This window comes from Streptomyces callyspongiae, assembly GCF_047200695.1.
Lineage (GTDB): Bacteria > Actinomycetota > Actinomycetes > Streptomycetales > Streptomycetaceae > Streptomyces.
This window is the reverse complement of sequence record NZ_JBJZOM010000001.1, coordinates 67,660-93,902: the sequence shown is the minus strand read 5'-3', so window position 1 is coordinate 93,902 and position 26,243 is coordinate 67,660. Positions and strand designations below refer to the sequence as shown.

Here is a 26,243-nt window from a genome sequence, read left to right as displayed (position 1 = left end):
GCCCCATCCTCCCCCCACCGCTTCGGAGAAGGGACCCGCGCCGCGGTTCCGGCTACGGTCCGTGCACCGCGCTGCGTCCGACGATCTCCCCGGCGCGGTCGATGCAGACCACGTCGACGGCGACCGGTGCGCCGCGGAGCACGCCCAGCGCCCGGTCGCGGGCGGTGAGAGCGACGAGGTCGCCGAGGGGCACACCGTGCGCGGTGCAGGACTGCAGCGCCGCCAGGCCGGTGTTGGCGGCGGCGACCTCGGCGGCGAGGGCGTCGTCCGCACCGCCCTGGAGCGCCAGTTCGGCGAGGAAGCCCTTGTCGACCTGGGAGCGCTTCGAGTGCAGGTCGAGGTGGCCGGCGGCCAGCTTCGACAGTTTCGCGAAACCGCCGCAGAGCGTGAGCCGGTCCACCGGGTGGCGGCGCACGTACTTCAGTACCGCGCCCGCGAAGTCCCCCATGTCCAGCAGGGCGTCGTCCGGCAGGCCGTACGCGGCGACGACGGTCCGTTCGGAGGTGGATCCGGTGCAGCCCGCGACGTGGGTGCGCCCGGCGGCGCGCGCCACGTCGACGCCGCGCCGGATGGAGTCGATCCACGCCGAGCACGAGTACGGCACGACCACCCCGGTGGTCCCCAGGATGGACAAACCGCCCAGGATGCCGAGGCGGGGGTTCCACGTCGATCGGGCGATCTCCTCGCCGTGGTCGACGGAGAGGGTCAGCTCCACGTCCCCGGAGCCGCCGTGCTCCGCGGCGACGCGGGCGACGTGGTCGCGCATCAGCTGCCGCGGCACAGGGTTGACCGCGGGTTCGCCCACCTCCAGCGGCAGTCCGGGCCGCGTGACGGTGCCGACGCCCGGGCCGGCGCGGAACGTCACCCCGCTGCCCGGGGGCAGGCGCCGTGCCGTGGCGCGGACCAGGGCGCCGTGCGTGACGTCCGGGTCGTCGCCCGCATCCTTGACGACACCAGCCGTGGCCGTGCCGTCCGCCCGCACCTCCTCCACCGCCAGGGCGAAGGAGGGCGTGTGGCCCTTCGGCAGGCCGACGGTCACCGGGTCGGGGAAGTCGCCCGTCAGCACGGCGGTGTACGCGGCGGTGGCCGCGGCCGTCGCGCAGGCGCCGGTGGTCCAGCCCGGCCGGAGACCGGTGTGTTTGAGTTGGGCGTCCCGCCCGCCGCCGTCACCCATGGGAGGAGCCTCGCGTGCGGCATGTGCTGATCCTCGGAGGCACGACGGAGGCCCGTCGCCTCGCCGAACTGCTGGCGCCCGAGGCGCGGACCGACGGCACCCGGGGGGTGCGGCTGCGTGTGACCAGTTCGCTCGCGGGACGCGTCGCGCGGCCCGTTCCGCCGCCCGGCGAGGTCCGCATCGGAGGGTTCGGCGGCCCCGAGGGCATGGCGCGCTGGCTGCGCACGCACGGGGTCGACGCGCTCATCGACGCCACTCATCCCTTCGCCGGAACGATCAGTCTCCACGCGGCCGAGGCGGCCGCCTCCGCCCATGTTCCCCTGCTGGCGGTGCGCCGGCCCGGCTGGGTCCCCGGCCCGGGTGACGTCTGGCACTCCGCCGGGTCCCTGGAGGAGGTCGCGGGCCTGCTGCCGGGGCTGGGCCGCAGCGTCTTCCTCACCACCGGCCGCACGGGGCTCGCGGCCTTCGCCGGGGTGGCGGAGGCGCGGTTCCTCGTGCGCTGCGTCGACCCGCCGACGGGGCCGGTCCCGCCGTACGCCGAAGTGCTGCTGGACCGTGGGCCGTTCACGCTCGACGGGGAACGGGGGCTGCTGCACCGCCACCGCATCGACGTGCTGGTCACCAAGGACAGCGGCGGTCGCGCCACCGCCCCGAAGCTGGCGGCGGCGCGGGAGGCGGGCGTCCCGGTGGTCGTGGTGCGCCGTCCGCCCGTCCCGGAGGACGTCCCGCACGTACCCTCCCCGGAGGAGGCGGCACGCTGGGTGCTCTCCCGGTGAGATCAGGGGTCCGCGTCAGACCTCCGGGTAGCGGCGCGGCGTCCACACGACGGTGTCCCCGCCGGGCCCGCGCGGCACGGCGCGGGTCTGCGAGGAGCCGACGATGAGCAGGGTGCGCATGTCGACCTCCGCGGGGTCCAGGTCCGCGAGCCGCACGACGCGGACGCGTTCGCCCGCGCCGCCCACATCGCGGGCGACGACCACCGGTGTGTCCGGAGCGCGGTGCTCCAGCAGCAGTTCGCGGGCCTTGCCGACCTGCCAGGTACGGCTCCGGGAACCGGGGTTGTAGAGGGCGAGCACCAGGTCGGCCGAGGCCGCTGCGTGGAGCCGCTCGGCGACGACCTCCCACGGCTTGAGCCGGTCGGAGAGCGACAGCGCCGCGTAGTCGTGCCCCAGGGGCGCGCCCGCGCGGGCGGCGGCCGCGTTGGCCGCGGTGAGGCCGGGCAGCACCCGCACCGGGATCTCGCGGTAGGGCTCCTGCGAGGCGGTCTCCAGCACCGCCGTCGCCATGGCGAACACCCCGGGGTCGCCGCCGGAGACGACGGCCACCCGGCGTCCGCGCCGTGCCAGGTCGAGGGCGAACTCGGCGCGTTCGGCCTCGACCTTGTTGTCCGAGCCGTGCCGCCGCTGCCCGGTCCGGCGGGGCACCCGCTCCAGGTAGGTGGTGTAGCCGACCAGGTCGTCGGCCGCGGCCAGTGCGCCGCGCGTCTCGGGGGTGAGCCAGAGCGGTCCGGCGGGCCCGGTGCCGACGACGGCCACCTCGCCGGCGCCGCCCGCGTGTTCGTCCCGTTGGGCGGGTCCGTCCGGTTCGGGGCGGGCGCTGTCCACCCGGCTGGGGAGGACGGCGAGCGAGAAGTAGGGCACCGCGTCCGGGTCGGTGTCCGCCAGGCGGCCGGTCCGCTCGCCGTCCATCGTGGCCCGTTCCACGTAGTGGGCCTCCGGCAGGCGGCCGGAGCGTTCCAGGGCCCGCCGCACGTGGGGGAAGGTGCGGCCGAGTTTCATCACCACGGCGGCGTCGGTCGCGGCGAGCCGGGCCGCCAACTCCTCCTCCGGGAGGGTGCCGGGGAGGACCGTCAGCACCTCCTCGCCCTCGGCGAGCGGTGTGCCCAGCCGCGCGGCCGCGGCACTGACCGAGGTCACACCCGGCACCACCTCGGTCGGGTAGCGGTCGGCGAGTCGTTTGTGCATGTGCATGTACGAGCCGTAGAACAGCGGGTCGCCCTCCGCGAGCACGGCGACGCTGCGGCCCGCGTCCAGGTGCGCGGCGAGGCGCGCGGCGGACTCGGTGTAGAACTCGTCGAGCGCGCCCCGGTAGCCGCCGGGGTGGTCGGTCCCCTCGGTGGTCACCGGGTAGACCAGCGCCTCCTCGATGTGGTCCTCGCGCAGGTGCCCCGCGGCGATGGAACGCGCGATGGACCGGCCGTGCCGGGCGCTGTGGTACGCGACCACGTCCGCACCCTCGATCACTTCGATCGCCCGCACGGTCATCAGGGAAGGGTCGCCGGGGCCGAGGCCGACGCCGTACAGACGTCCGCCGGTGCCGGTGGTCCCGTTCGTGACGGTGCTGCTGTTCACTCTGCCTCGCTCGCGATCGCGTTGAGGGCGGCCGCGGCCAGGGCGCTGCCGCCGCGCCGGCCCCGTACCACCAGGTGTTCGAGCCGCGCCGGGTGTGCGGCGAGGGCGTCCTTGGACTCGACGGCGCCGACGAAGCCCACCGGTACTCCGATGACCGCGGCGGGGCGCGGGGCGCCCGCGTCGATCATCTCCAGCAGGCGGAACAGTGCCGTCGGCGCGTTCCCGACGGCGACGACCGCCCCGTCGAGCCGGTCGCCCCACAACTCCATGGCGGCGGCGCTGCGTGTGGTGCCCAGTTCCGACGCCAGGCCGGGCACGGCGGGTTCGGCGAGGGTGCACACGACGTCGTTGTCGGCGGGCAGCCGCTTGCGCGTGACGCCGCTGGCCACCATCCGCACGTCGGTGAGGATCGGTGCCCCGGCCCGCAGCGCCGTGCGGGCGCGGGACACAACCCCGGGGGAGAACGCCAGGTCACGCACGAGGTCGACCATGCCGCAGGAGTGGATCATGCGGACGGCGACCTGGGCGACGTCCGCGGGCAGGCCGGAAAGGTCGGCCTCGGCGCGGATGGTGGCGAACGAGGCGCGGTAGATCGCCGCGCCGTCGCGTTCGTAGCCGTAGTCGTACCCGGCGCCCCGGGTCGGATTCCGGTGTGGGTCCATGGGTCGGGGCCCGCCCCTCTCGGTGGTTCCGCTCAACTGGTCACCGCTCCGCGGCGGTTGTTCGTGCCGTCGAGGCCGCTCCGCGCAGCGCGGCGGCGACGTCGGTGGCTGTGGCGTCCGGTGCCGTGGGTGTTCCGTCCCGGCCCGGCTGCCGGCCCGCGGCGTCGCGGACGGACAGGTCGTAGCGGCCGTCCGGGAGGGCGAGCACGTCGAGGTGCGACCCCTGCGGGCGCCCGCAGCGCCGTTCGCATCCGGACCAGTGGACTGCCGGTCCGTGCCGGTCCCGGGTGGCTCCTTCCCGTACGGCCGTTGCCGCGTCGGCGCGTACGTCCGCGAGCGCCTTGCCGCAGCCGGGGCGTCCGGTGCACGCGCTGACGCCGTACCACGGCGACTCGGGCGAGACGATCAGCCCGGCGCGCTCGGCGTCCGCCAGACGGTGCTCGGCGGTGCCGTGCGCGAGTCCGGGCACGACCACCTCCCGCCAGGGGGTGACGCGGAGTTCACCCGCGCCCGCTTCCCGCGCGGTGGCGGACAGCAGGCGCAGCTGCCGGGTCGTGAGGGCGCCCAGCGGTGCGGCGGCGGTGAGCGCGGTACGCCCCACCGGGCCCGTGACGAGGCCGGGTTCCGGGCGGGCGGCGTCCTCCGGTCCGGGAACCGTGCCGCGGAGGTCCCGCGGCGTGCCGGTCAGCGCCGTCCCGGACTCCGCCAGCCGTCGGGCCAGGGCGTCGGCGACCCGTGCGCCGCCGTCCGGGAGGTCCGTGACGCGCCAGGCCTCCCCGCCGTCGGACCGGGCGAGGGAGAGGAACACTTCGGCGGCCGCCAGGGCCGCACGAGGTGCGGCCTCCGCCGGGACGGTGACGGCCGTCCGGCCTCCGGTGCGGATCGTCGCCGTCCGGGCCGGCGGGCGGTCCCGGGGGGCCCGGGCCACCACCGTGACGTCGGCGCCGAGCGCGGCCACGTCGCCGCGGCCGTCGTCGAACGCGAACAGGAAGCGGCCGGAGAGCGCCTGGGCCGGGTCGCTCGTGCACAGCAGACGGTCGGTTTCCGCCGCCCACGCCAGCACGTCCGCATGGCCGCGTCCGTCCAGTCCGGTCCACGGCGAGGCCAGGATGTTCCGTACCCGTTCGTGGCGGACGGAGGGCAGCAGACCGGCGCGCGCCAGCCCGGTGGCGAGTTCGGTGCCGCAGCCTTCGGGCAGGCCGCGCAGCTGCACGTTGCCGCGCGAGGTCAGGTGCAGCCTTCCGTCGCCCCACCGGTCTGCCGCGTCGGCCAGTTCCTCTGCCTGTCGCGCCGTCAGTCCTCCGCCGGGCAGCCGGATCCTCGCCAACTGCCCGTCGTCGGCCGTGTGCAGCCGCAACGCACCGGGGCACAGGTCGCCGCGGTCCCGTGCGGGGACGGCCCCCGGGGACGCGTCACGGGAGGGTCCGGTCGGGCCCTGTGCGGCGGTCGGCATCGCGGGGAGCATACCGACCTTGGGCCGGGCGGCCGTATGCCGCGGATCACGGTCGCGAACTTCCGCCGTGCACACCGCAGCCCGGGCCGCGGACCGTACGATGCCCCTGCGGACCGGAACCGGTCCGTTTCCGCCGAGGACGGCGACAGGGGAGGAAGCCCGGTGCGAATCCGGCGCGGTCCCGCCACTGTGAGCCCGCGGGCCCCACGACGGCCCGGGCGAGCCAGGAACTCCCGCCGTCCGACACCGCCCGGGGCGTGGACACCCCGAGGAAGGGTTCACGACGCATGCCGCACTCCAGCGAGATCCTGCTCCTGTCGACGTCCGACACCGACCTGTTGAGCGCCCGCGCGGCCCGCACCGGCGACGACGGCGTCGCCTACCGGTACGCCAACCCGGCCCGGCTCGACCTCGACGACCTGCCGGCGCTGCTCGACGGCGTCCACCTCGTCGTCGTCCGGCTGCTGGGCGGCGTGCGCGCCTGGGAGGAGGGGCTGGAGCAGGTGCTCGCCGGCGGGCTGCCGGTCGTCGTGCTCACCGGCGAACAGGCCCCCGACGCCCAGCTGATGGCGGCCTCCACGGTTCCTGTCGGCATCGCCGCCGAGGCGCACCGCTACCTCGCGCACGGCGGCCCCGCCAACCTTCGGGAGCTCGCCCGGTTCCTCTCCGACACGGTCCTCCTCACCGGTCACGGCTTCGAACCGCCCGCCGCCGCCCCCTCGTGGGGGCCGTTGGAACGGGCGGCCGAGTCCCGCGCCGAGGGGCCCACGGTGGCCGTGCTCTACTACCGCGCCCACCACATGAGCGGCAACACCGGCTTCGTCGAGGCGCTGTGCACGGCCGTCGAGGCGGCCGGGGGACGTCCGATGCCCCTCTACGTCGCCTCGCTGCGCACGCCGGAACCCGAACTGGTCGAGGCACTGCGGGACGCGGACGTGATCGTCACGACCGTGCTCGCCGCCGGAGGGTCACGGCCCGCCGATGCGTCGGCGGGCGGCGACGACGAGTCCTGGGACGCCGGCGCGCTCACCGCGCTCGACGTGCCGATCCTCCAGGCGCTGTGCCTGACGTCCTCCCGCGCGGAGTGGGAGGAGAACGACGAGGGTGTCTCGCCGCTGGACGCGGCGAGCCAGGTCGCCGTGCCGGAGTTCGACGGCCGCCTCATCACCGTCCCGTTCTCCTTCAAGGAGATCGACGAGGACGGCCTGCCCGCCTACGTCCCGGACCCGGAACGCGCCGCCCGAGTGGCCGGAACCGCGGTGCGGCACGCCCGCCTGCGACGGACCGCCCCCGGCCGGAAACGGCTCGCCCTGGTCCTCTCCGCCTACCCCACGAAGCACTCCCGTATCGGCAACGCGGTCGGGCTGGACACTCCCGCCAGCGCGGTGGCGCTGCTGCGCCGGCTCGGCGCGGAGGGCTACGACTTCGGGCCGCAGGGGGCGGACGGCATCCCCGGCGTGGCCTCCGGCGACGGCGACGCGTTGATCCGGGCGCTCATCGAGGCGGGCGGACACGACCAGGAGTGGCTGACCGAGGAGCAGTTGCAGCGGAACCCGGTACGCATCCCGGCCGCCGACTACCGCCGCTGGTTCGCCGGTCTCCCCACGGAGCTGCGGGAGTCCGTCGAGGAGCATTGGGGGCCGCCGCCGGGGGAGATGTTCGTCGACCGCAGCCGCAATCCGGAGGGCGACATCGTGCTGGCCGCCCTGCGGTACGGCAACCTGCTGGTGCTGATCCAGCCGCCGCGCGGCTTCGGCGAGAACCCGATCGCGATCTACCACGATCCCGATCTCCCGCCCTCCCACCACTACCTCGCCGCGTACCGGTGGATCGCCGCGGCGGAGTCGGACGGCGGGTTCGGCGCGGACGCGATGGTCCACCTCGGCAAGCACGGCAACCTGGAGTGGCTGCCGGGGAAGAACGCGGGCCTCTCGGCGGTCTGCGCGCCGGACGCCGCACTGGGCGACCTGCCGCTGGTCTATCCGTTCCTGGTCAACGACCCCGGTGAGGGGACCCAGGCCAAGCGCCGGGTCCACGCGGTGCTCGTCGATCACCTGGTGCCGCCGATGGCCCGCGCGGACAGCTACGGCGACATCGCCCGTCTGGAACAACTCCTCGACGAGTACGCGCAGATCTCCGCCATGGACCCCGCCAAGCTGCCGGCCGTCCGGTCGCAGATCTGGACGCTGATCCAGGCGGCGCAGCTCGACCACGACCTGGGCCTGGCCGAGCGGCCGGACGACGAGGGCTTCGACGATTTCCTGCTGCACGTCGACGGCTGGCTGTGCGAGGTGAAGGATGCGCAGATCCGGGACGGCCTGCACGTGCTGGGAGGTGCGCCGACCGGTCCCGAGCGGGTGAACCTGGTCCTCGCGGTGCTGCGCGCCCGGCAGATCTGGGGCGGAGCCTCGGCGCTGCCGGGGCTGCGCGAGGCGCTGGGTCTGGACGAGGCGGCCGCCACCCGCACGGCGGCCGACGAGGCCGAGGAGCAGGCCCGCGCGCTGGTGCAGGCGATGGAGGACGCCGGCTGGGAGCCGTCGGCCGTGCCCCGGGTCGCGGTGGGCCGCGGTGAGGACGTCGCCCGGATCCTGGACTTCGCGGCGCGCGAGGTGGTGCCGCGACTGGCGGGCACGACCGCCGAGATCGACCACGTGGTGCACGCGCTGTCCGGCGGGTTCGTGCCGGCCGGTCCCTCCGGGTCCCCGCTGCGGGGCCTGGTGAACGTGCTGCCGACCGGCCGCAACTTCTACTCCGTGGACCCCAAGGCGGTGCCGTCGCGTCTCGCCTGGGAGACCGGGCAGGCGCTCGCCGAGTCGCTGCTGAGCAGGTACCGGGGGGACAACGGGGAGTGGCCGGCGTCGGTCGGGCTGTCGCTGTGGGGCACCAGCGCCATGCGCACCGCCGGCGACGACGTGGCCGAGGCGCTGGCGCTGCTCGGTGTCCGCCCGGTGTGGGACGACGCGTCGCGGCGGGTGACCGGGCTGGAGCCGGTGCCGCTCGAGGAAATGGGCAGGCCGCGCATCGACGTCACGCTCCGCATCTCCGGGTTCTTCCGCGATGCCTTCCCCCACACCGTCGCGCTCCTCGACGACGCGGTGCGGCTGGCGGCCTCGCTGGACGAGCCCGGGGAGCAGAACCACGTACGTGCCCACGTGCAGGCCGACATGGCGGAGCACGGCGACGAACGCCGCGCCACCACGCGGATCTTCGGGTCGCGTCCGGGGACCTACGGGGCCGGGCTGCTGCAGTTGATCGACTCCCGGGACTGGCGCACCGACGCCGATCTCGCCGAGGTGTACACGGTGTGGGGCGGCTACGCCTACGGCCGGGGGCTGGACGGTGCTCCGGCACGGGAGGCGATGGAGACCGCGTACCGGCGGATCGCGGTGGCGGCGAAGAACACCGACACGCGTGAGCACGACATCGCCGACTCGGACGACTATTTCCAGTACCACGGCGGCATGGTCGCGACGGTACGTGCGTTGCGGGGGAGCGCACCGGAGGCGTACATCGGCGACTCCACGCGTCCGGAGACGGTCCGCACCCGAACCCTGCTGGAGGAGACCTCGCGCGTCTTCCGGGCGCGCGTGGTGAATCCCCGGTGGGTCGAGGCGATGCGGCGGCACGGTTACAAGGGCGCCTTCGAACTGGCCGCGACCGTCGACTACCTGTTCGGCTACGACGCGACGACGGGCGTCGTCGCGGACTGGATGTACGACAAGCTCGCCGAGACCTACGTGCTCGATCCCGAGAACCGGGCGTTCCTCCAGGACGCCAACCCGTGGGCGCTGCACGGCATGGCCGAGCGGCTGCTCGAGGCGGAGTCCCGCGGGATGTGGGAGAAGCCCGACCCCGCTGTGCTGCGGGCCCTGCGTGAGGTGATGCTCGAGGCGGAGGGTGACCTCGAGGGTGAGGGATGACGAAGCGTCGAGGTTGTGATGCCAATGTGAAGTTCTGGGGCATCGGTTCAACGCCGCCGTCAGAAGGCGCCGTTGCTGCCCACTGGTGTTACGATCGGCCAACTTGCCGAGCGGACTGACCATATGTCAACGCAGGGGGATCGGCGTCTCTGTACGCGTCCATGTCAATATGGCCCTCATGTTGTCGGGCACTCGTTCAGCCGCTTGAAGAGAGTTTCATGACGGAACAGATGCACAACCCGGTGTTGTGGGGCCTTGCCGCCGTCGCCGTGCTCGCTGCCCTCGTGCTCTACCGCACGTGGCGCGCCAATGCCCGGCTGCGCCAGGAGAAGGAGCAGATCCGCGAGCACTACGCGGACGTCGAAAGGGGCTACTCGGAGGCAGCCGAGGAAGCGCGCCTCCTCGCCAACGAAGCCACCAAGACGGCCCTCAAGACCGCGATGCGGACCCTTCAGGGACTCGCGAACGAACAGCAGTTGGTCATCTCCCAACTGCAGGACAAGTACGGGGACTCCAAGATTCTCCAGGACCTCCTGGAGATCGACCACGCAAACTCCCAGTTCGGCCGCCGGGCGCAGTCCATCGCGGTGCTGTGCGACGGCTGGCTCGGACGTACCCGTGACGTCGCCTCGCTGTACGACGTCGTGCGCAGCGCCAAGGGCCGCATCCGCCACTTCAAGCGGGTGGAGATCCGCTCGCAGAGCAACTACGCGGTGGTCAGCCGTGCGGTGGAACCCCTGGCACTCGCGGTCGCCGAACTGCTGGACAACGCGACCAGCTACTCGGCGCCGGAAACGCTGATCGAGATCAACATCCGCCCGGTGCCGAAGGGGGTCTGCGTCGTCATCGACGACGCGGGCGTCGGCATGAGCGAGGAGGAGAAGGGCCGCGCGGCCGAACTGCTCTCGCCGCAACGGCCGACCGGCGTCACCGACCTCGGCAATCCCCCGCAGTTCGGGTTCGCGGTGGTCGGTGTGCTCGCCCACCGCTACGGGTTCCAGGTCTCGGTCGACTCGGCGTCTCCGTACGGCGGCGTGCGGGCTGTTGTACTCCTGCCTGAGGATCTGCTGACGACCATGCCTGAGCCAGAACCGACGCCCGCGCCCTCGGCGGTCCGCCCGGACACCACGGGGCAGACCACGGCAGGTGGCCTGCCCAAACGCAGGCGCCGCGGTCCGGTGTCGGTGGTCTCCGACACACCCGAACGGCCCGGCCGCCAGGAGGGGGAGACGTCGGGGGCCGACACCGCAGCGATCATGGGCGCGTTCCAGCGAGGTACACAATCCGGGCGCGCGGCAGGCGCGAACGGGAAGGGGCACGAGAGCCAGTGAGCAACGACCTGTCGTGGATGCTGGACAGCGCACTGGAGGTCCCCGGTGCGCGTCATGCGATCCTTGTCTCCGCCGACGGCCTGCTGATGGCCAGATCCAACGCGGTCGGCAAGGACGATGCGGACACCGTCGCCGCCGCAATGAGCGGGATGCAGTCGCTCAGCCGTACCGTCGCCGGATTCTGCGACCGGTCGGCAACGGAATGGCGTCAGACGCTGATCGAGTTCGACGGCGGCTGGGTGTTCCTGATCTCCGCCGGCTCCGGCGCCTACATCGCGGTCTCGGCCGCGCACGACGTCGACATGGCGGACATCACCTTCCGCATGCAGCAACTCGTCGGTCAGCTGGGCAAGGCACTCACCTCGCCGCCCCGCAAGGACAGCGAAGCACACGCATGAGGAGCCCGGGCGAGGAGCAGCCCCCCGACAGGGGTTTAGTGCGACCGTACGTCATCACCGGGGACACCGAGGTTCCGGACGAGGAGGTGGGGCTCCGCCTCATCACTCTCGTGACGGCGTCGGAGGAGCCGCTCCCGCCGGGGGTCTCGCCCGAGAAGCGGCAGCTGTGGGAGATGTGCTCGGGCGGATACCTGTCCGTGGCCGAGATCGCGGGCTACGTGCAGCTCCCCCTCGGCATCGTCCGCATCCTGCTCTCCGACCTTGCCGAATCCGGCCATTTGCTGACCCGTGACGCTCCGCCGCCGGCAGAGCACGTCGACACCCAGGTCCTTCAGGAGGTGCTCCATGGGCTCCGCGCCCGCTTCGGCTGACAGGGTCTTCCTGAGCGAAACGGTCAAGACCGCGGTGAAGATCCTCGTCGTGGGCCACTTCGCGGTGGGCAAGACCACCTTCGTCGGCACGCTGTCGGAGATCCCGCCCCTGCAGACCGAGGAGCGGATGACGCAGGCGGCCGAGCACCTGGACGACCTGGCCGGTGTCCAGGGGAAGACGACCACCACGGTCGCCATGGACTTCGGGCGTCTCACACTCAGCGACGAACTGGTCCTGTACCTCTTCGGCACTCCCGGCCAGCAGCGCTTCATGCAGGTGTGGGAGGACATGGCCCGCGGCGCCCTCGGGGCGCTGGTGCTGGTCGACCCGGAGCGGATCGGCGAGTGCTATCCCGTCATCGATCTGATCGAGGAACACGGACTGCGCTACGCGGTCGCCGTGAACTACTTCCCGGGCGCCGAGCGGCGTGAAGAGGGGGAGCTGCGCGAGGCGCTCGACGTGCTGGAGGAGACTCCGGTGGTCGAGTGCGACCCCCGGGACGAGAAGTCGTCTGCCCACGCTTTGATCACCCTGGTCCGCTACTTGCTGGACCGGGCGCGCTAGGAGGATTCCCATGGAGTACCAGCAAGGTCTGCAGCCGCCCCCCGGATGTCCCGCCCACCAGGGCGAGGGCAGCATGCCGCTCCACACACCCGAGTTCGCCGCCAACCCGGAGGCGTTCTACGAGGAGTTGCGGAAGCACGGCCCGGCAGCGCCGGTCGAACTCGCTCCCGGAGTCGAGGCCGCACTGGTCACCAGCTACGGTGCCGCGCTGCGGGTGCTGCAGAACCCGGACTTCTTCGCGAAGGACTCCCGGCGCTGGCGGGCACTGAACGAGGGGCGCATCCCCGAGGACAGCCCCGTGCTGGCCATGATGGCCTACCGCCCCAACTGCCTGTTCACCGACGGAACCGACCACATACGGCTGCGGCAGGCCGTGACGGACAGCCTCGCGCAGGTCAACCCGCTCCACCTGAGCCGCCACGTGGAACGCGTGGCCGGGTACCTGATCGACCAGTTCGCCTTCCGCGGCGAGGTCGACCTGCTCGACGACTACGCCAAGGCGCTGCCGCTGCTCGTCTTCAACCAGCTGTTCGGTTGTTCCGCGGAGATCGGCGACAAGATCCTCTACGGGATGTCCGCCATCTTCGACGGCTTCGACACCGAGAACGCCGACGCACAGCTGACCGAGGGTCTCATGACCCTCATCTCCCAGAAGCGCGCCCGCCCGGACAACGACGTCACCTCCCGGCTGATCGCGCACCCCGCCGGGCTCAACGACGAGGAGATGGTCCATCAGCTCGTCATGCTGATGGGCGCGGGCACCGAACCCCAGCGCAACCTCATCGCCAACTCGCTCCGGCTGCTGCTGTCCGACGACAAGTACGCCGGGCAGGGCTTCGGGGCCGGGCTGCTCGTCGAGGACGCCATCGACGACGTGCTGTGGAACACGCCCCCGATCGCGAACTACTCGCCGCACTACCCGGTCCAGGACGTCGATCTCGACGGTGTCCACCTCCGGGCCGGCGATCCCGTGCTCATCAGCTTCGCCGCCGCCAACAACGATCCCGCCATGGACTCCTCCCGGCAGACGCTGAGCAAGCGGGCGCACCTGGCCTGGGGCGCGGGGCCGCACGCCTGCCCGGCGAAGGATCCGGCACGTCTCATCGCCGTCACTGCGGTCGAGAAGCTGCTGAACCGTCTTCCGGACGTCGAACTTGCGGTTCCCGTCGAACAGCTCAGCTGGCGGCCCGGCCCGTTCCACCGGGCCCTGGTCTCCCTGCCCGCGCGGTTCGCCCCGGTGCGCCGCAGCTTCACGCCGCTGCAGGAGAGCGCTGCGCAGGAGTCGGAGGCGTCGCGGAACGACCGGGCCCGCAAGAGCCGCTGGAGTTCCTTCCTGGAGTGGCTCAAGGCATGAGCGGAGAACGCAGGGTGTGACCGGGGCAACACTATCGGTCGCATGTTCGGTACGCAGCGTGGGTATGCCGCAGGCATGATTACAACTCCCTATATGAGAAAAGGAGTTGCACGTGTTTGCCCCCGTTGGCACGTTGCCTGACCGCCGCTCGATCGTTTCCGTCATGGCACGGTTGAGGACACCCGCCGGACAGGCCGACCCCTTCCCCCTGTACGCCGAGCTGCGCGAGATGGGGGAGGTGGTGCCCGCTCCGTGGGGCGGGCACCTCGTCACGTCGTACGACGCGGCCAACGAGGTGCTGCGGGGCAAGTCCTGGCTCGTGCCGGACGCCGACTGGCGGGCCAGACAAGGAGCGGACGCCGTCCGCTGGGACCGCCCGGCGGTCCACTCGCTCAGCAGGACGCTCTCCGGCCTGAACCCGCCGGAACACCCCCGGCAGCGGCGCGCCCTCGGGAACATCTTCGACCGCAACACCCTCGCGGGGCTCCGCGGTCCCGTCGCGAAGACCGTCGAAACGCTCCTCGACCGGCTCGAGGAGCAACTCGACGCGGAGGGCGAGGCGGACTTCGTTTCCCTGGTCAGCGAGGAACTCCCGGTCGCCGCTCTGGGCCACTGGATGGGCATACCCGAGGCGGACCAGCCCCTGGTCCGCCGGCTCACGCACGAGCACGTCTACGCGGGTGAACTCCTCCCCACCAAGAGCCAGCTGGCGATATCCGACGACGCGAGCGACGGCCTGCGGGAGTACTTTCTCCGGCTGGTCCGGGAACGCAGGCGCAACCCGGCCGACGACGCCCTCTCCGGGTGGATCCGGACCTGGGACGAGCTGGAACCGGACCAGGAAGTCGCCGACGAGACGCTGTACTACCTCGCGATGTTCATCTCCATGGCGTCGCTCGAGACCACGTCCACCACGCTCTCGACCATGCTGTGGCTTCTGGACAGGAACCCGTCCCAGCACGAGTGGCTGCGCGCCCACCCGGAGCACGTCCCCGACGCCGTCGAGGAGACGGTCCGCTTCGACCCGCCGATCCACGTCATCAGCCGCATCCCCGCCGAGGACACCACCCTGGCGGGACGCTCCGTGTCGGTCGACGAGGTGGCGCACGTCCTGCTGGGAGCGGCGCACCACGATCCGAGGAGATTCGACGCCGCCGAGGAGTTCGACCTGCGGCGCAGCGGACCCCACCTCGGCTTCGGCGGCGGCGTCCACTACTGCATCGGCTCCGCACTCGCCCGCCTCGAGGCCAACGTCCTGCTGGAGGCGTTGCTGCGCCGCTTCCCGCGACTGCGCGTCAGCAGCCCGCCCTCCTACGCCTCGCGCGTGGTCTTCCGCCGGCTCACCGGCATGTCCGTCGTCCGGGACTGAGAGAGAACTACAGTGATCGACTTTTCGTCCGGCAAGTACGCCACCCTCCTCGTGGAGCAGCACGGTCCGGTGCTCCGGATCCGTCTGGACACACCCGAGAACGGCAACGTGGTGTCGGAGACGATGCTGGACGAGCTGCTGCGGGTGCTGCAGGCCGTCCCCGACGCCCCCGAGGTCAAGGCCGTCGTGCTGAGCGCCTCCGGAAGCGACTTCTGCATGGGCGGGGACCGCGAGGAGTTCGCGGAGATGCTCAGCGACGACCCCACGGGCTCGCACGTCCGCAGATGCGGGGACAAGGGGCGGCGCGTCTGCGAGGCCCTTTCCGGCCTGCCGGCCGTCACGGTCGCCCGCCTGCAGGGGCAGGTCATCGGCGCGGGCGTCGCCCTCGCGCTCTCCTGCGACCTGCGTGCGGCGGCGGTGGACACCCGCTTCCGTCTTCCCGAGATCGCCCTGGGACTGCCGGTCGCGTGGGGTGGCGTACTGCCCCGCTTCCTCGCCGAGGTCGGACCGTCCCGGGCCCGTGAACTGATCCTCACCGGGCGGGTGTTCGCGGCGGAGGAAGCCCAGGCGCTGTCCGTGCTGCACACCGTCGTGCCCCACGAGGAGCTCGACGAGGCCGTGCAGGCGTGGACCTCGCTCGTCGCACGTCGCCCCGCGGCGGGCCTGCGCGTCACCAAGTCGCTGCTGCAGTCGCACGCCGCGGCGAACCAACTCGCCAACCCCGCCACGATGGACGCCGAACTGATGGCGTCCGTCGTGGCCGCGGCGAACTTCGCGAGCAAGGACTCCGGCGCCACCGAGGCCGACAGCCGGGACACCGGCTCCCGCGCGAGTGGCTCCACCACCCGGCTGCGTGACCGCGTGTTCCGGCTCTCCTCCCGCGACTGAACCGGCAGGTACCCGGGTCCGGCCTCCGCGTTCCCGCGGAGGCCGGGCTCACCGCGCCACGAAACGGGCCAGGATCGCCTGGACCTCGTAGATGTCCACGCCCTTGGTGAAGGTCTTCTGCAGCGGCGTGGGGTTGCTGGAGATCCACAGCTTCAACTCGGCGTCGAGATCGAAGGTGCCCGCGGTCTCCACGGAGAAGTGCGTGATGCTCCGGTAGGGAACGGAGTGGTACTCGGTCTTCTTGCCGGTCAGGCCCTGCTTGTCGATGAGGATCAGCCGGGTGTCGGTGAACAGCAGCGTGTCGCGGATCAGCACGTAGGCCGCGTACACCTGCTCCCCCTGCCCCAGCAGCCGGCCGTACTCCTGCTGCGCCGACGTCGCGTCGACGGTGTGTGCGTTCCCGAAGAGCCCCATTGCGGTCCCCCAGCCTCATGGTTGCCAGTTCTTCACACGCTATACGGCCGCGTCCGGCGACGGGAGAGGAACGACGGCGCATCGCTCCGTCGCACCCGGAGAAAAGTCAGCATTTCGGGTGACTGTCCGCTGCCGGGAAGTGGCGCCCGTGCGTGCTCTCATACGGAGGGCAGCAACTGAGACCGCAGACGGAGAGCACGGCAAGGGGTTCTTCATGGCTGTATACGTCCAGGTGATGACCGAACCGGGCGGGAGCCGACGGGAACGGCCTCCCACCCGCGGCACCTTGTCCCGGACCGGAGAACGGCTTCCGGGGCCGCGTCCCGGAAGGCTCGGGGGCGTACCCGGCCTCGTGCCGCTCTCGACGGGAGGGCCGCTCCGATGATCCTCACCGTGAACGCGGCCGTCCTGCTGGCGATCATCATCCTGCTGCGGATCGGGCGCCGAAGAGAGGCCCGGAGCCGGGCGGACGAGCAGTTGACCGTGGTCCTCGTGCTCGTCTTCGGCGTCCTGATCGCTCCGACGGCCTTCGGCCAGGGGGTGCTGGAAGCCACCGAGCACCTCGCGCGCACCCTCTCGCAGGTCGGCGACCGCTGACGGCGCCGACACTGTCCCGTCGGCGCGGACGGAAACCGCGTTCCACTGCCCTGACGTGCTGTGCTCCGGTCACTGCCCTCGCAGGGCCTGATGGATTCCTACTAGTTTGATAATGTTGGCTTCATGAGCGAGGTTCCTTACGGCGTCGGCGAAGGGCCGGCCACCAGGGTCAGTCTCTCCCTCCCCGAGGGGACGGCGGAGGCGATCCGGCTGCGAGTCGGCAAGCGTGAGTTCTCCGCGTTCATCACCGAAGCCGTGGAGCGCGAGCTGCGTGGTCAGATCTTGGATGAATACCTGGCCGACTACGAACGCCGTCAGGGGTCGATCTCCGAGCGCGAGCGGGAGCGGGCACGCCGGGTCTTCGACGAGGTGTTCGCCGAGGAGGGGCAGTGGCCCGCCGCAAGCTGAGCCACGAAGGCACCCTCGTTCTCGACTGCGAGGGCCTGTCGAAGTTCGTCAGTGATCACGAACCCGTCGTCGCCCTCATCGCCGAAGCTCGCAAGCGAGGCATGGAGGTGGTCATCAGCGCACTCACCATCATCGAAGCGGTGCATCGCCGGACCGACAAGGCGCGGCTGGCATGGGTCCTGTCCGGCATGCGGATCGTGCACATCGGGGACGAGGAAGCCAGGGCCGCCTCAGCCATGCTGATCAACGCCGGACTGCATGGTCACACATACGCCATCGACGCCACCGTGGCCGAGATGGCGCTGCGTCAGCGCCGCCCGGTCGTCATGTTCACCTCGGACATCGACGACATGTCAAAGCTCTGTGGCGAGAGAGTGCGTCTCGTGGCCGTGTAGTCGACGTCGAGTCCGCATGTCTGCAATGTGATCGAAGTCGGAAGTGAGCGAGGCCAGGGCTGAGACCAGGAACTACGTAGGGCCCCACCGCCGGAGCGGTGGGGCCCTACGTTCAGCCCGGTGAGGCTGGGCGGAGGATAAGGGATTCGAACCCTTGAGGGGTTGCCCCCAACACGCTTTCCAAGCGTGCGCCCTAGGCCACTAGGCGAATCCTCCGCCGCAGACTGTACAAGACGTCGAGGGGTGGTTGCGAACTCGGTCGAGCATCGACGTTCGGTTCGATCCGCGGCGGGGCGATCGGGTACTGTGGGCGCAGCCCCTCACGTGGCGCTATCTCTCTGAACTCCCCCAGGGCCGGAAGGCAGCAAGGGTAGGGGGGCTCTGGCGGGTGCGTGAGGGGCGTTCGCGTTCCGGGGCCTGTGGCCTCGCGGTTCTGGTCATGTCGGCGCGGGCCGATATCGTCGGGGATGTGTCGTCCCTCGCCCTGTACCGCCGCTACCGCCCGGAGACCTTCGCGGAGGTCATCGGGCAGGAGCATGTCACCGACCCGTTGCAGCAGGCGCTGCGCAACAACCGGGTCAATCACGCGTATCTCTTCAGCGGCCCGCGCGGCTGCGGCAAGACGACCAGCGCGCGCATCCTCGCCCGCTGCCTGAACTGCGAGCAGGGGCCCACGCCCACCCCCTGCGGCGTGTGCCGCTCCTGCCAGGACCTGGCGCGGAACGGCCCCGGGTCGATCGACGTGATCGAGATCGACGCCGCCTCGCACGGCGGCGTGGACGACGCACGGGAGTTGCGGGAAAAGGCGTTCTTCGGGCCGGCCTCCAGCCGCTACAAGATCTACATCGTCGACGAGGCGCACATGGTCACCCCGGCGGGCTTCAACGCCCTGCTGAAGGTGGTCGAGGAGCCCCCGGAGCACCTGAAGTTCATCTTCGCGACCACGGAGCCCGAGAAGGTCATCGGGACGATCCGCTCGCGTACCCACCACTATCCGTTCCGCCTCGTGCCTCCGGGCACCCTCCGCGACTACCTCGCGGACGTGTGCGGCCGCGAGTCGATCCCGGTGGACGACGCGGTGCTGCCCCTCGCGGTGCGTGCCGGCGCCGGATCCGTGCGCGACGCGATGTCCGTGATGGACCAACTGCTGGCGGGTGCGGGCGACGAGGGTGTGACGTACGCCATGGCCACCGCGCTGCTCGGGTACACCGACGGCGCGCTGCTGGACTCCGTGGTCGACGCCTTCGCCTCGGGGGACGGTGCCGCCGCCTTCGGGATCGTGGACCGGGTGATCGAGGGCGGGCACGATCCGCGCCGGTTCGTCGCGGACCTGCTGGAGCGGCTGCGCGATCTGGTGATCCTCGCTGCCGTTCCGGGAGCCGCCGAGAAGGGTTTGATCGACGCGCCGCCGGATGTGGTCGAGCGGATGGCCGCCCAGGCGCAGCGGTTCGGCGCCGCGGAGCTGAGCCGCGCGGCGGATCTGGTCAACACCGGGCTCACCGAGATGCGCGGCGCCACCTCGCCGCGGCTCCAACTGGAACTGATCTGCGCGCGGGTACTGCTTCCCGCGACGTACTCCGACGAGCGTTCGGTGCAGGCGCGGCTCGACCGCCTGGAGCGTGGCGTCGGGTCCGGCGCCGGACCCAGTGGCGCATCGGCGGGTGCTGTTCCCGGCGGTGTCGCCCCCGGCGGTGAGACGTCCGGTGGCGCCGCGGCGAACGCCCCCGCAGGGCCTGCGGCTGCCCGTGCCGCGATGGGAGGCGGACGGCAGGGTGGCGAGGAGGCCTCGCGTCCCGGCCCTCCGGCCGGTGGAGGCCAGGAACGCCCGGCCGCCCCGGAGCCCGCGGCCGCCCCCGAGCCCGGCGACGGCGTCGGTCCCGACGGCTGGCCCGCGGGCACTCGACCCGCTGCCGCACCTGCCGCTGCGCCGGGAGCCGCACCCGCCGCGGGCAGCGGCGGTGGCCCGCAGGAGGCGGCCCGGCAGCCCGGAGCATGGCCGACGGGGACGGGGACGGGGACGGCCTCCGCTCCCGCGCCGGAGAGCGGATCCGCCGCACCGGGCGCCGCACCGGGCGGCCAGTCCACCGGTCAGCGTGGCGAGCGCACGCCGGGTGCCTGGCCGACCGTGGCCGGTCCGGGCGGGCAAGCCGGTCCGAGCGGTCGTACGGGTCCCGGCGGTACGGCCGCCCCGGGCACCTCCCAGGGCGGTCCTCCTGCCGGGGGGCCCGCGCCATCCGCCCCGTCCGGTCCCGGTGCGTCCGGTCCCGCCGCAGGCGGCGGCCCGGGGGCGCAGCCTGCTCAGGACAGCACCCACGGGGCCGCTCAGGTACGGGAGCTGTGGCCGCAGATTTTGGAGGCGGTGAAGAACCGTCGACGTTTCACGTGGATCCTGCTGAGCCAGAACGCCCAGGTCGCCGGTTTCGACGGCACCACGCTGCAGGTCGGCTTCACCACGACCGGTGCGCGGGACAGCTTCGTGGGCGGAGGCAGCGCGGACGTGCTGGTCCAGGCTCTGCAGGACGCCATAGGGGTGCAGTGGAAGGTCGAGGCGATCGTCGACCCGTCGGGCGGTGCCGGACAGGGGCCGTCCGGTGCCTCCGGCGGAGGTGCCCCTGGCGGTCCCGGTGGTTCCGGGCCGGGAGCGGGGGGTCCCGTCGCCGGAGGCGGGGGCGGTGCCGCGCCTCCGCCCGGCGGTGGTGGTGCGCCGCGCTCCCCCGCTCCGGCCGGGAGCGGTGACGGTTCCACGGGTGTCGCGTCGGGGCCGGGCGCCGCTGCGGGGGCCCGGACCGCGCTGGCCCGCGCGCAGGACCCGGCTGCGTCCGGCGAGGCGGCTCCCCGGGGGCAGGTGGCCGAGGCCGCTCCGCCCGCATCCGTCGAGCGTGCGCCGTTCGAGGACGACGTCCCCGCCGACGACGACGCCGATCTCGACGAGACGGCCCTCTCCGGCTACGACCTGATCGTCCGGGAGCTGGGAGCGACCGTGCTGGAGGAGATCCAGCACGACTGAGCCGTCTCGCCGTGGCCGGTCCGTCCGATCCCGGGTCACCGCCTCCGTGCGGCCTGTTCGGCACGTAGGCTCGCTTCCGTACCCACGTCGTCGACGAGGCAGGAGCCAGACGTGATTCCCGGTGGTGGCCAGCCCGACATGCAGCAGTTGCTGCAGCAGGCGCAGAAGATGCAGCAGGACCTCGCCGCGGCGCAGGAGGAGCTCGCGCAGACCTCGGTGGAGGGCTCCGCGGGCGGCGGCCTGGTCAAGGCGACGGTCAACGGCTCCGGCGAGCTCCAGGGTCTGGTGATCGACCCGAAGGCCGCGGACCCGGAGGACACCGAGACCCTGGCCGATCTGGTGGTGGCGGCCGTCCGCGATGCCAACGCCTCGGCGCAGGAGCTGGCGGAGCAGCGGTTGGGCCCGCTCGCTCAGGGGCTCGGCGGCATGCCCGGCATGCCGTTCTGAGAGGAGTACGTCCCGCGGACACCGCTCGGGGAGCGGTGTCCGCCCGTACGAGCGGTAGCAGCGGCGGGTGGGGGACGACTACGGTGACGAGCGAGCCGGGATCGTGGTTTCCCGGACGAGTGAAGGCAGGCATCCGTGTACGAAGGCGTGGTTCAGGACCTCATCGACGAACTGGGCAGGCTGCCCGGCGTCGGTCCGAAGAGTGCGCAGCGGATCGCCTTCCACATCCTGCAGGCGGAGCCGACGGACGTGCGTCGGCTCGCCGCCGCGCTCACCGAGGTGAAGGCGCGGGTCCGGTTCTGCGAGGTCTGCGGCAACGTCGCGCAGGAGGAGCAGTGCCGGGTCTGCCAGGACCCTCGGCGCGATCCGGCGGTCATCTGCGTCGTCGAGGAGCCGAAGGACGTCGTCGCCATCGAACGGACGCGTGAGTTCCGCGGCCGGTACCACGTGCTGGGCGGATCGATCAGCCCGATCGAGGGCGTCGGCCCGGACGACCTGCGCATCCGTGAACTCATGAGCAGACTCGCGGACGGTTCGGTCAAGGAGCTGATCCTGGCCACCGACCCCAATCTGGAGGGCGAGGCCACCGCCACCTACCTGGCGCGGCTCGTCTCCGCCATGGGCCTCAAGGTCACCCGCCTGGCCAGCGGCCTCCCCGTCGGGGGGGATCTGGAATATGCCGACGAGGTCACGCTGGGGCGTGCCTTCGAGGGGAGGCGAACGCTGGATGTCTGACGCCACGCTCAACTCGATCAAGGACGACCCGAACGACTTTGCCGTGCAGATCTGCGACCAGGTCGAGAGTTTCCTCGTCTCGGTCGCCGAGGTCGCCAAGGGCGACGATCCGGACTCCGCGGTTCCCTACCTGCTGCTCGAACTGTCGCAGCTGCTGCTCGCCGGTGGCCGGCTCGGTGCGCACGAGGACATCGTTCCCGAGGAGCGCTACGAGCCCGACACGGGGCCGGAGCCGGACGCGGACGCCCTCCGCGAGCAGCTCTCGGAGCTGCTCGAGCATGTCGACGTCTACACCGAGGTGTTCGACCCGTACGAGCCGCAGAAGGCGCCTGTCGCCTGCCGGATCTCCGACGACCTGGCGAACGTGGTGACCGACCTGCGCCACGGCATGGCGCACTACCGGGCGGGCCGGGTCAGCGAGGCGCTGTGGTGGTGGCAGTTCTCGTACCTGACGAACTGGGGGATGTCGGCCTCCGCGTCGCTCCGCGCCCTGCAGTCACTGGTCGCGCACGTGCGGTTGAACCAGCCGCTCGGCGCCCTCGACGGTCTGGACACGGACACCGACCCGAACGCGGACGGCGAGTTGGAGGCCGAGGCCGGGGCCGTCATGGCCGCGGAGATCGGCGAGGCGCTCGGCCTGCGGCAGGGGTCGGGCCGGCTCTGAAGGTCGGCCCGCTCGTGCCGCCGCGGCCGGTCGGGGGCATTCGGTTCAGCGGCGCGGCTCGCCGCGGTAGGAGCCGAAGCACCACAGGTTGCCCTCCGGGTCGGCGAGGGTGAAGTCGCGGCTGCCGTAGTCCTGGTCGGTCGGGCGCCGCCGGGCGGCCACTCCGGCGGCCGCGATCCGGGCGTACAGGGCGTCGACGTCCGCGGTGACGACGTACGCGCCGAAGGTGCCGGGCGGAATGCTCCACTCGGAGTCCGGCTTGTGGGAGCCCAGCATCACGCCGCCTCCCTCGGGCCAGTCGAGCTGGGCGTGGAGCACCCGGTCCCCGTCGGTGTGGACGGCGGTCCTCTCGAAGCCGACCTTCTCGACGAGGAAGTCGATCAGGGCGAGGGCGTCCCGCGCCTGGAGCGTCGGCCAGACGGCGGGGGCCGGGGTCTCCTGCGGAGTGTGCGATGGCTGCTGTGTGCCGGTCGTTGTGCCGGTGTGCTGTGTACTCATGCGTTCCACTGTTCCCCGGACGGGCCGCCGACGGCTTGGACGTTCCGGAGCTCCTCGGCGAGCCATCCGGTGGGGCTGAGCCCGGTGCAGCGCCGGAAGTCCCGCACCAGGTGGGAGTGGTCGAAGAAGCCGCAGCGTGCCGCGATGCCGGACAGGTCCCGGGGCGCGCCCGCGGCGCCCGCGGCGGCCACTTCGCGGCGCGCCTGCTGGAACCGCATCAGCCGCTTCACCCGGATCGGGGACGCTCCCATCTCGCGGCGGAACAGCGTGGTGAGCTGACGGCGGCTGAGCGCCACATGGTCCGCCAGGGCGTCCAGCGAGCCGGTGCCGCGATGCCGTGCCAGCCACCGCCACGCCTCGACGATCTCGGGTCGCGGACCGGTGCGGCCCTCCGCCTCGTCGGCCTTCCGGCGGAAGTGGCGGGCCAGGGTTGCGAACCGCTCCTCCCAGTCGCGCTGTGCGCACAGCCGCTCCCGCAGCTCCACCGCCTCACGTCCCAGGATGTCCGCTCCGTCCCCGGCGAGTTCGGTCAGCTCCCCGGCGGGCACGCCCAGCAGTGTGCGGGCCGCCCACGGCGGGACGGAGAGCTGGATGCCCTCCTCGCGCCGGGGCTGCACCACGTACGCGGGACGGTCCTGCACTCCGCCGACGACGATCTCCGCGCGGTGTGCGTCCGTGCCGTGCGCCTGTTCGGCAGTCCCGCCGCACACCACCGGGCCGAGGAAGGAGAAGACCAGTGTCAGGTACGGCGAGGGCAGCCCGCGGTGGAGACCGGGTGGGCCGTCCTCGGACCGGTAGCCGACGGCCGGGACGGTGGAGAAGGGAGCCGACCGGGAGGCGTGGGCGAAGGTGTACCGGCCCGACGCACGGTCCGCGGGGACGGGCGGAGCACTGCCGTTGCCGGAGCTCATGCGACCAGTGTGCGCCCGGCCGGGGGGCGTCGCGCGGTGTCAGCTCGGCCCGGGGGCGACCGGGGCGCCATCGGGCTCCGGGAGGATCGCGCGGACCGCGGTGCGGACGCTGGGCAGGGGGTCGAAGTCCTCGTCGTCAAGGGTGAGTTGCTGCAGCATGAGCCCGTCCAGCAGCGAGAACAGCGTCCGGCAGTCCTGCTCCGGCGACGACGCCCCGAGATCCCGCAGCAGGCCGGCGCCCCAGGTCAGCAGCGACTTCCTGGCCTCTTCCAGCGGCCTGCGCAGCGAGGGCCGGGCCGAGGCCTCCACGAGGATCTGGTACCGGGCGAGCGTGCGGTTCCTGCCGGGGCCGACCAGTCGCAGCACCATCCGGCTCATCGTGACGGCGAACTCCTCGGGCCCGGTGGGGAGCGGGTGGCCCGCGCCGGGCTCGCCGCCGTCGTCCCAGTCCTCCAGGTCGAGCGTCACCAAGTGGGCGACCAGCCCGTCGAGGAGGGCCTCACGGGTACGGAAATGCTCCGAGGTGGTGCCCGGCGGGACGCCGGCAGCGGCGTCCACGGCCTGGTAGGTCAGGCGGCGCAGGCCGCCGGCGCCCAGCACCTCGATCGCCGCGTCCAGCACCCGTCGCCGGCGGCAGCCGTGGTCCATCGCCCTCGCCTCTCCGGTCGCCCGGGCGCGTCCGCCCGGTGTGCCGCCTCGCCGATCCGTGTGTATGCCACACAGAGTAGAGACGGTGTTCGCGACCGGGAAGTGACGAGGCAGGTCCCACTCCCGGAGAGCGACCCGCGCGCGGCTCAGCCGCCGTAGGGGCGGGTGATGATCTCCATGTTGTGCCGGTCCGGGTCCTCCCAGTAGACGCCGCGGCCGCCGTCGTGACGGCGCCGCACCGCGTCGGCGTCGGCGGGCCCGTCTCACTGCGACGCCGAGTCGCGTCCGGCGGCCACCTCCGGCTGCCCGGGGCCGACCCGACGCACCCGGCCCGCACGGTGGCCGACCAGGGCGATCAACGCCGCGCCGGGAATCAGGCAGAGCAGCGCCCGCCGCAGATCCGTCACGGCGGCCAGCGAACCGACGACCGCGGGTGCGGCGACGAACGACACGTACCCGAACGCCGTCACCACGGACGCGGCCCGGCCGCTGCGCGATCCGCTGCGGCGCGCAGCGAGGGAGTAGGCGAGCGGCACGACCGGAGCCGCCCCCAGACCGGCCAGCAGCAGCCCGGCGACGACCAGGGGCGGCCGCGGTGTGCCGAGCGCGAGCGCGTACCCGGCCGCGGCCACCGCACCTCCGCACGCCACGAGCCGGTCCTCGCCGAACACCCCCGTCACCCGGTCGGCGACCAGTCGGCCCGCCATGGTGGCGGCGTGGAACGCGGCGATGCCGACACCGCCGACCAGAGCCCCCGACGACAGCACCTCACGCAGGTACACCGAGCTGTAGCCCTCGACCGCACCGTCGTTGAAGAACTGCAGGGCGACCAGCGCCGCCGCCGGGCCGACGCCCGGCAGGGCGAGCGCCGTGAACGGGCCGCGGCCGCCCGCAGGCACGGGCTCCTCGGACACCGCGGCGGGAGCCGGTGGCAGCGGTGTCACCGCCCCCACGGCGCCGAGCAGTACCAGCAGCGCACCGACCGCGACGCACACCGCCCGGTGCCCGGCGCCCAGGCTCAGCGCGGACGCCGTACCGAGTGCACCGAGGGCTCCGCCCCCGCTGAACACGGCGTGCAGCCGCGGCATCGTCACCCGCCCGGTGCGGCGCTCGTAGTCGCCGCCCAGCACGTTGACCACCACGTCGTAGACGCTGCACAGCACCCCGAAGAGCAGGAACAGGGCGAGCAGTCCGGCGAACGAGCCGACGACCGCCAGACCGCCGAACGCGACACCCGAGCCGCAGCAGCCCACCACGACCCCCCAACGCCGCCCCAGCCGGTCGATCACCCGCCCCGCGGCCAGCACCGAGGGGACCGCCACGCACGCCAGTGCGGTCAGCGCGAGCCCCAGCCGGGGCGCACCGATACCGGCCACCCGCGCCAGGTCCGCGAGCAGCACCGCCCACGCCCCGGCCTGCGCCCCCAGCAGCGCGAACGCCGCAGTGCCCAGCCGCAGCAGTGCCCGGTCCGTCCGCGTCCCGCCGGCCCCAGCACCGTCCATGCGCCGCTCCTGTGCCCGTTTCCCACGCGTCCCGTCCGCGCGGCACCGTCTCAGTCGGGACGGGCCGGAGCCACCGGTTTTCCGCCCGGGGAGTGCTCGGTCGGGGTGCCCGGCAACTCCGGCGGTCTTCGTCAGGGTGCAGCGGGTGCGTCGGCAGATCGAAAGTGGAGGTCTCGGCAGA

25 protein-coding genes, 1 tRNA gene, 1 other RNA gene and 1 riboswitch are annotated in these 26,243 nt (G+C 72.6%); of the genes, 17 read left to right on the top strand and 10 right to left on the bottom strand.

The window, feature by feature from the left end; translation table 11 throughout:
- Nucleotides 1-52 precede the first annotated feature (52 nt).
- A complete protein-coding gene (locus ACL06G_RS00430) occupies nucleotides 53-1,174 on the bottom strand; it encodes a cobalt-precorrin-5B (C(1))-methyltransferase (protein WP_412835153.1) in 1,122 nt (373 codons plus the stop codon).
- A 14-nt stretch (nucleotides 1,175-1,188) separates the two neighbouring features.
- On the opposite strand from ACL06G_RS00430, the gene ACL06G_RS00425 reads away from it, so the two are divergent.
- Nucleotides 1,189-1,950, top strand: coding sequence for a cobalt-precorrin-6A reductase (locus tag ACL06G_RS00425; protein ID WP_412835152.1), 762 nt, complete (start codon nucleotides 1,189-1,191; stop codon nucleotides 1,948-1,950).
- Between the two features lie 15 nt (nucleotides 1,951-1,965).
- Here ACL06G_RS00425 and ACL06G_RS00420 read toward each other — a convergent pair whose 3' ends face one another.
- Genes ACL06G_RS00420 through cobG form a run of 3 tightly spaced genes read right to left on the bottom strand, consistent with a single transcriptional unit; the run spans nucleotide 1,966 to nucleotide 5,640 of the window.
- Complete coding sequence (locus ACL06G_RS00420) at nucleotides 1,966-3,525, bottom strand: precorrin-2 C(20)-methyltransferase (protein WP_412835151.1); 1,560 nt, start codon at nucleotides 3,523-3,525, stop codon at nucleotides 1,966-1,968.
- Nucleotides 3,522-4,187: a precorrin-8X methylmutase gene (locus ACL06G_RS00415; protein WP_412784841.1), complete on the bottom strand. Its 666-nt coding sequence runs from the start codon at nucleotides 4,185-4,187 to the stop codon at nucleotides 3,522-3,524. The genes ACL06G_RS00420 and ACL06G_RS00415 overlap by 4 nt, the downstream gene beginning before the upstream one ends.
- A 40-nt stretch (nucleotides 4,188-4,227) precedes the next feature.
- Nucleotides 4,228-5,640, bottom strand: a complete 1,413-nt coding sequence (gene cobG, locus ACL06G_RS00410) for a precorrin-3B synthase (protein WP_412835150.1) — start codon at nucleotides 5,638-5,640, stop codon at nucleotides 4,228-4,230.
- 152 nt (nucleotides 5,641-5,792) lie between these two features.
- Nucleotides 5,793-5,872, top strand: a riboswitch (cobalamin riboswitch).
- Between the two features lie 55 nt (nucleotides 5,873-5,927).
- Between cobG and cobN the strand changes: the two genes are divergently transcribed.
- The 8 genes from cobN (at nucleotide 5,928) to ACL06G_RS00370 (ending at nucleotide 15,836) form a co-directional block, all read left to right on the top strand.
- Complete coding sequence (gene cobN, locus ACL06G_RS00405; RefSeq protein WP_412835149.1) at nucleotides 5,928-9,560, top strand: cobaltochelatase subunit CobN; 3,633 nt, start codon at nucleotides 5,928-5,930, stop codon at nucleotides 9,558-9,560.
- Between the two features lie 218 nt (nucleotides 9,561-9,778).
- Entirely contained in the window at nucleotides 9,779-10,891 is a 1,113-nt protein-coding gene (locus ACL06G_RS00400) for an ATP-binding protein (RefSeq protein ID WP_412784844.1), read from the top strand.
- Nucleotides 10,888-11,289, top strand: a complete 402-nt coding sequence (locus ACL06G_RS00395) for a roadblock/LC7 domain-containing protein (protein ID WP_412784845.1) — start codon at nucleotides 10,888-10,890, stop codon at nucleotides 11,287-11,289. The genes ACL06G_RS00400 and ACL06G_RS00395 overlap by 4 nt, the downstream gene beginning before the upstream one ends.
- A complete protein-coding gene (locus ACL06G_RS00390) occupies nucleotides 11,286-11,660 on the top strand; it encodes a DUF742 domain-containing protein (RefSeq protein WP_412784846.1) in 375 nt (124 codons plus the stop codon). Before ACL06G_RS00395 ends, ACL06G_RS00390 begins: the two co-directional genes overlap by 4 nt.
- Nucleotides 11,635-12,225: a GTP-binding protein gene (locus tag ACL06G_RS00385; RefSeq protein ID WP_412784847.1), complete on the top strand. Its 591-nt coding sequence runs from the start codon at nucleotides 11,635-11,637 to the stop codon at nucleotides 12,223-12,225. Before ACL06G_RS00390 ends, ACL06G_RS00385 begins: the two co-directional genes overlap by 26 nt.
- 10 nt (nucleotides 12,226-12,235) lie before the next feature.
- Complete coding sequence (locus ACL06G_RS00380) at nucleotides 12,236-13,579, top strand: cytochrome P450 (RefSeq protein ID WP_412784848.1); 1,344 nt, start codon at nucleotides 12,236-12,238, stop codon at nucleotides 13,577-13,579.
- A 163-nt stretch (nucleotides 13,580-13,742) separates the two neighbouring features.
- Entirely contained in the window at nucleotides 13,743-14,948 is a 1,206-nt protein-coding gene (locus ACL06G_RS00375) for a cytochrome P450 (protein ID WP_412784849.1), read from the top strand.
- A gap of 12 nt (nucleotides 14,949-14,960) precedes the next feature.
- Nucleotides 14,961-15,836, top strand: a complete 876-nt coding sequence (locus ACL06G_RS00370) for an enoyl-CoA hydratase/isomerase family protein (RefSeq protein ID WP_412784850.1) — start codon at nucleotides 14,961-14,963, stop codon at nucleotides 15,834-15,836.
- A gap of 48 nt (nucleotides 15,837-15,884) precedes the next feature.
- Here the strand turns inward: ACL06G_RS00370 and ACL06G_RS00365 are convergent, their stop codons facing one another.
- On the bottom strand, nucleotides 15,885-16,250 hold the full coding sequence (locus tag ACL06G_RS00365; protein ID WP_412835148.1) for a PH domain-containing protein: 366 nt from the start codon (nucleotides 16,248-16,250) through the stop codon (nucleotides 15,885-15,887).
- Between the two features lie 381 nt (nucleotides 16,251-16,631).
- Here ACL06G_RS00365 and ACL06G_RS00360 point away from each other — a divergent pair, with 381 nt between their 5' ends.
- The 3 genes from ACL06G_RS00360 (at nucleotide 16,632) to ACL06G_RS00350 (ending at nucleotide 17,650) form a co-directional block, all read left to right on the top strand.
- On the top strand, nucleotides 16,632-16,847 hold the full coding sequence (locus ACL06G_RS00360; protein ID WP_412784852.1) for a hypothetical protein: 216 nt from the start codon (nucleotides 16,632-16,634) through the stop codon (nucleotides 16,845-16,847).
- A 123-nt stretch (nucleotides 16,848-16,970) separates the two neighbouring features.
- Nucleotides 16,971-17,255 carry a hypothetical protein gene (locus ACL06G_RS00355; protein ID WP_412784853.1) on the top strand — a complete coding sequence of 95 codons (285 nt, stop codon included), beginning with the start codon at nucleotides 16,971-16,973 and terminating at the stop codon, nucleotides 17,253-17,255.
- Nucleotides 17,237-17,650 (top strand): DNA-binding protein, encoded by a 414-nt coding sequence (locus ACL06G_RS00350; RefSeq protein WP_412784854.1) that lies wholly within the window; start codon nucleotides 17,237-17,239, stop codon nucleotides 17,648-17,650. The genes ACL06G_RS00355 and ACL06G_RS00350 overlap by 19 nt, the downstream gene beginning before the upstream one ends.
- A gap of 131 nt (nucleotides 17,651-17,781) precedes the next feature.
- Here the strand turns inward: ACL06G_RS00350 and ACL06G_RS00345 are convergent.
- A tRNA-Ser gene (locus ACL06G_RS00345) sits at nucleotides 17,782-17,866 on the bottom strand.
- Between the two features lie 95 nt (nucleotides 17,867-17,961).
- On the opposite strand from ACL06G_RS00345, the gene ffs reads away from it, so the two are divergent.
- From ffs to ACL06G_RS00320, 5 genes are all read left to right on the top strand, one after another.
- Nucleotides 17,962-18,060, top strand: an RNA gene (gene ffs, locus ACL06G_RS00340) — signal recognition particle sRNA small type.
- Between the two features lie 59 nt (nucleotides 18,061-18,119).
- Nucleotides 18,120-20,657 carry a DNA polymerase III subunit gamma and tau gene (locus ACL06G_RS00335; RefSeq protein ID WP_412835147.1) on the top strand — a complete coding sequence of 846 codons (2,538 nt, stop codon included), beginning with the start codon at nucleotides 18,120-18,122 and terminating at the stop codon, nucleotides 20,655-20,657.
- Between the two features lie 111 nt (nucleotides 20,658-20,768).
- Nucleotides 20,769-21,104, top strand: coding sequence for a YbaB/EbfC family nucleoid-associated protein (locus ACL06G_RS00330; protein ID WP_412784856.1), 336 nt, complete (start codon nucleotides 20,769-20,771; stop codon nucleotides 21,102-21,104).
- A 135-nt stretch (nucleotides 21,105-21,239) separates the two neighbouring features.
- Complete coding sequence (gene recR / locus ACL06G_RS00325; RefSeq protein ID WP_412784857.1) at nucleotides 21,240-21,839, top strand: recombination mediator RecR; 600 nt, start codon at nucleotides 21,240-21,242, stop codon at nucleotides 21,837-21,839.
- Nucleotides 21,832-22,503, top strand: coding sequence for a DUF5063 domain-containing protein (locus tag ACL06G_RS00320; RefSeq protein ID WP_412784858.1), 672 nt, complete (start codon nucleotides 21,832-21,834; stop codon nucleotides 22,501-22,503). The genes recR and ACL06G_RS00320 overlap by 8 nt, the downstream gene beginning before the upstream one ends.
- Nucleotides 22,504-22,548: 45 nt before the next feature.
- On the opposite strand, the gene ACL06G_RS00315 is transcribed toward ACL06G_RS00320, so the two are convergent.
- From ACL06G_RS00315 to ACL06G_RS00300, 4 genes are all read right to left on the bottom strand, one after another.
- A complete protein-coding gene (locus tag ACL06G_RS00315) occupies nucleotides 22,549-23,001 on the bottom strand; it encodes a VOC family protein (protein ID WP_412784859.1) in 453 nt (150 codons plus the stop codon).
- Nucleotides 22,998-23,912, bottom strand: a complete 915-nt coding sequence (locus tag ACL06G_RS00310) for a helix-turn-helix domain-containing protein (RefSeq protein WP_412835146.1) — start codon at nucleotides 23,910-23,912, stop codon at nucleotides 22,998-23,000. The genes ACL06G_RS00315 and ACL06G_RS00310 overlap by 4 nt, the downstream gene beginning before the upstream one ends.
- A 39-nt stretch (nucleotides 23,913-23,951) precedes the next feature.
- Complete coding sequence (locus ACL06G_RS00305) at nucleotides 23,952-24,560, bottom strand: TetR/AcrR family transcriptional regulator (protein ID WP_412784861.1); 609 nt, start codon at nucleotides 24,558-24,560, stop codon at nucleotides 23,952-23,954.
- 263 nt (nucleotides 24,561-24,823) lie between these two features.
- Nucleotides 24,824-26,062 (bottom strand): MFS transporter, encoded by a 1,239-nt coding sequence (locus tag ACL06G_RS00300; protein WP_412784862.1) that lies wholly within the window; start codon nucleotides 26,060-26,062, stop codon nucleotides 24,824-24,826.
- Nucleotides 26,063-26,243 lie beyond the last annotated feature (181 nt).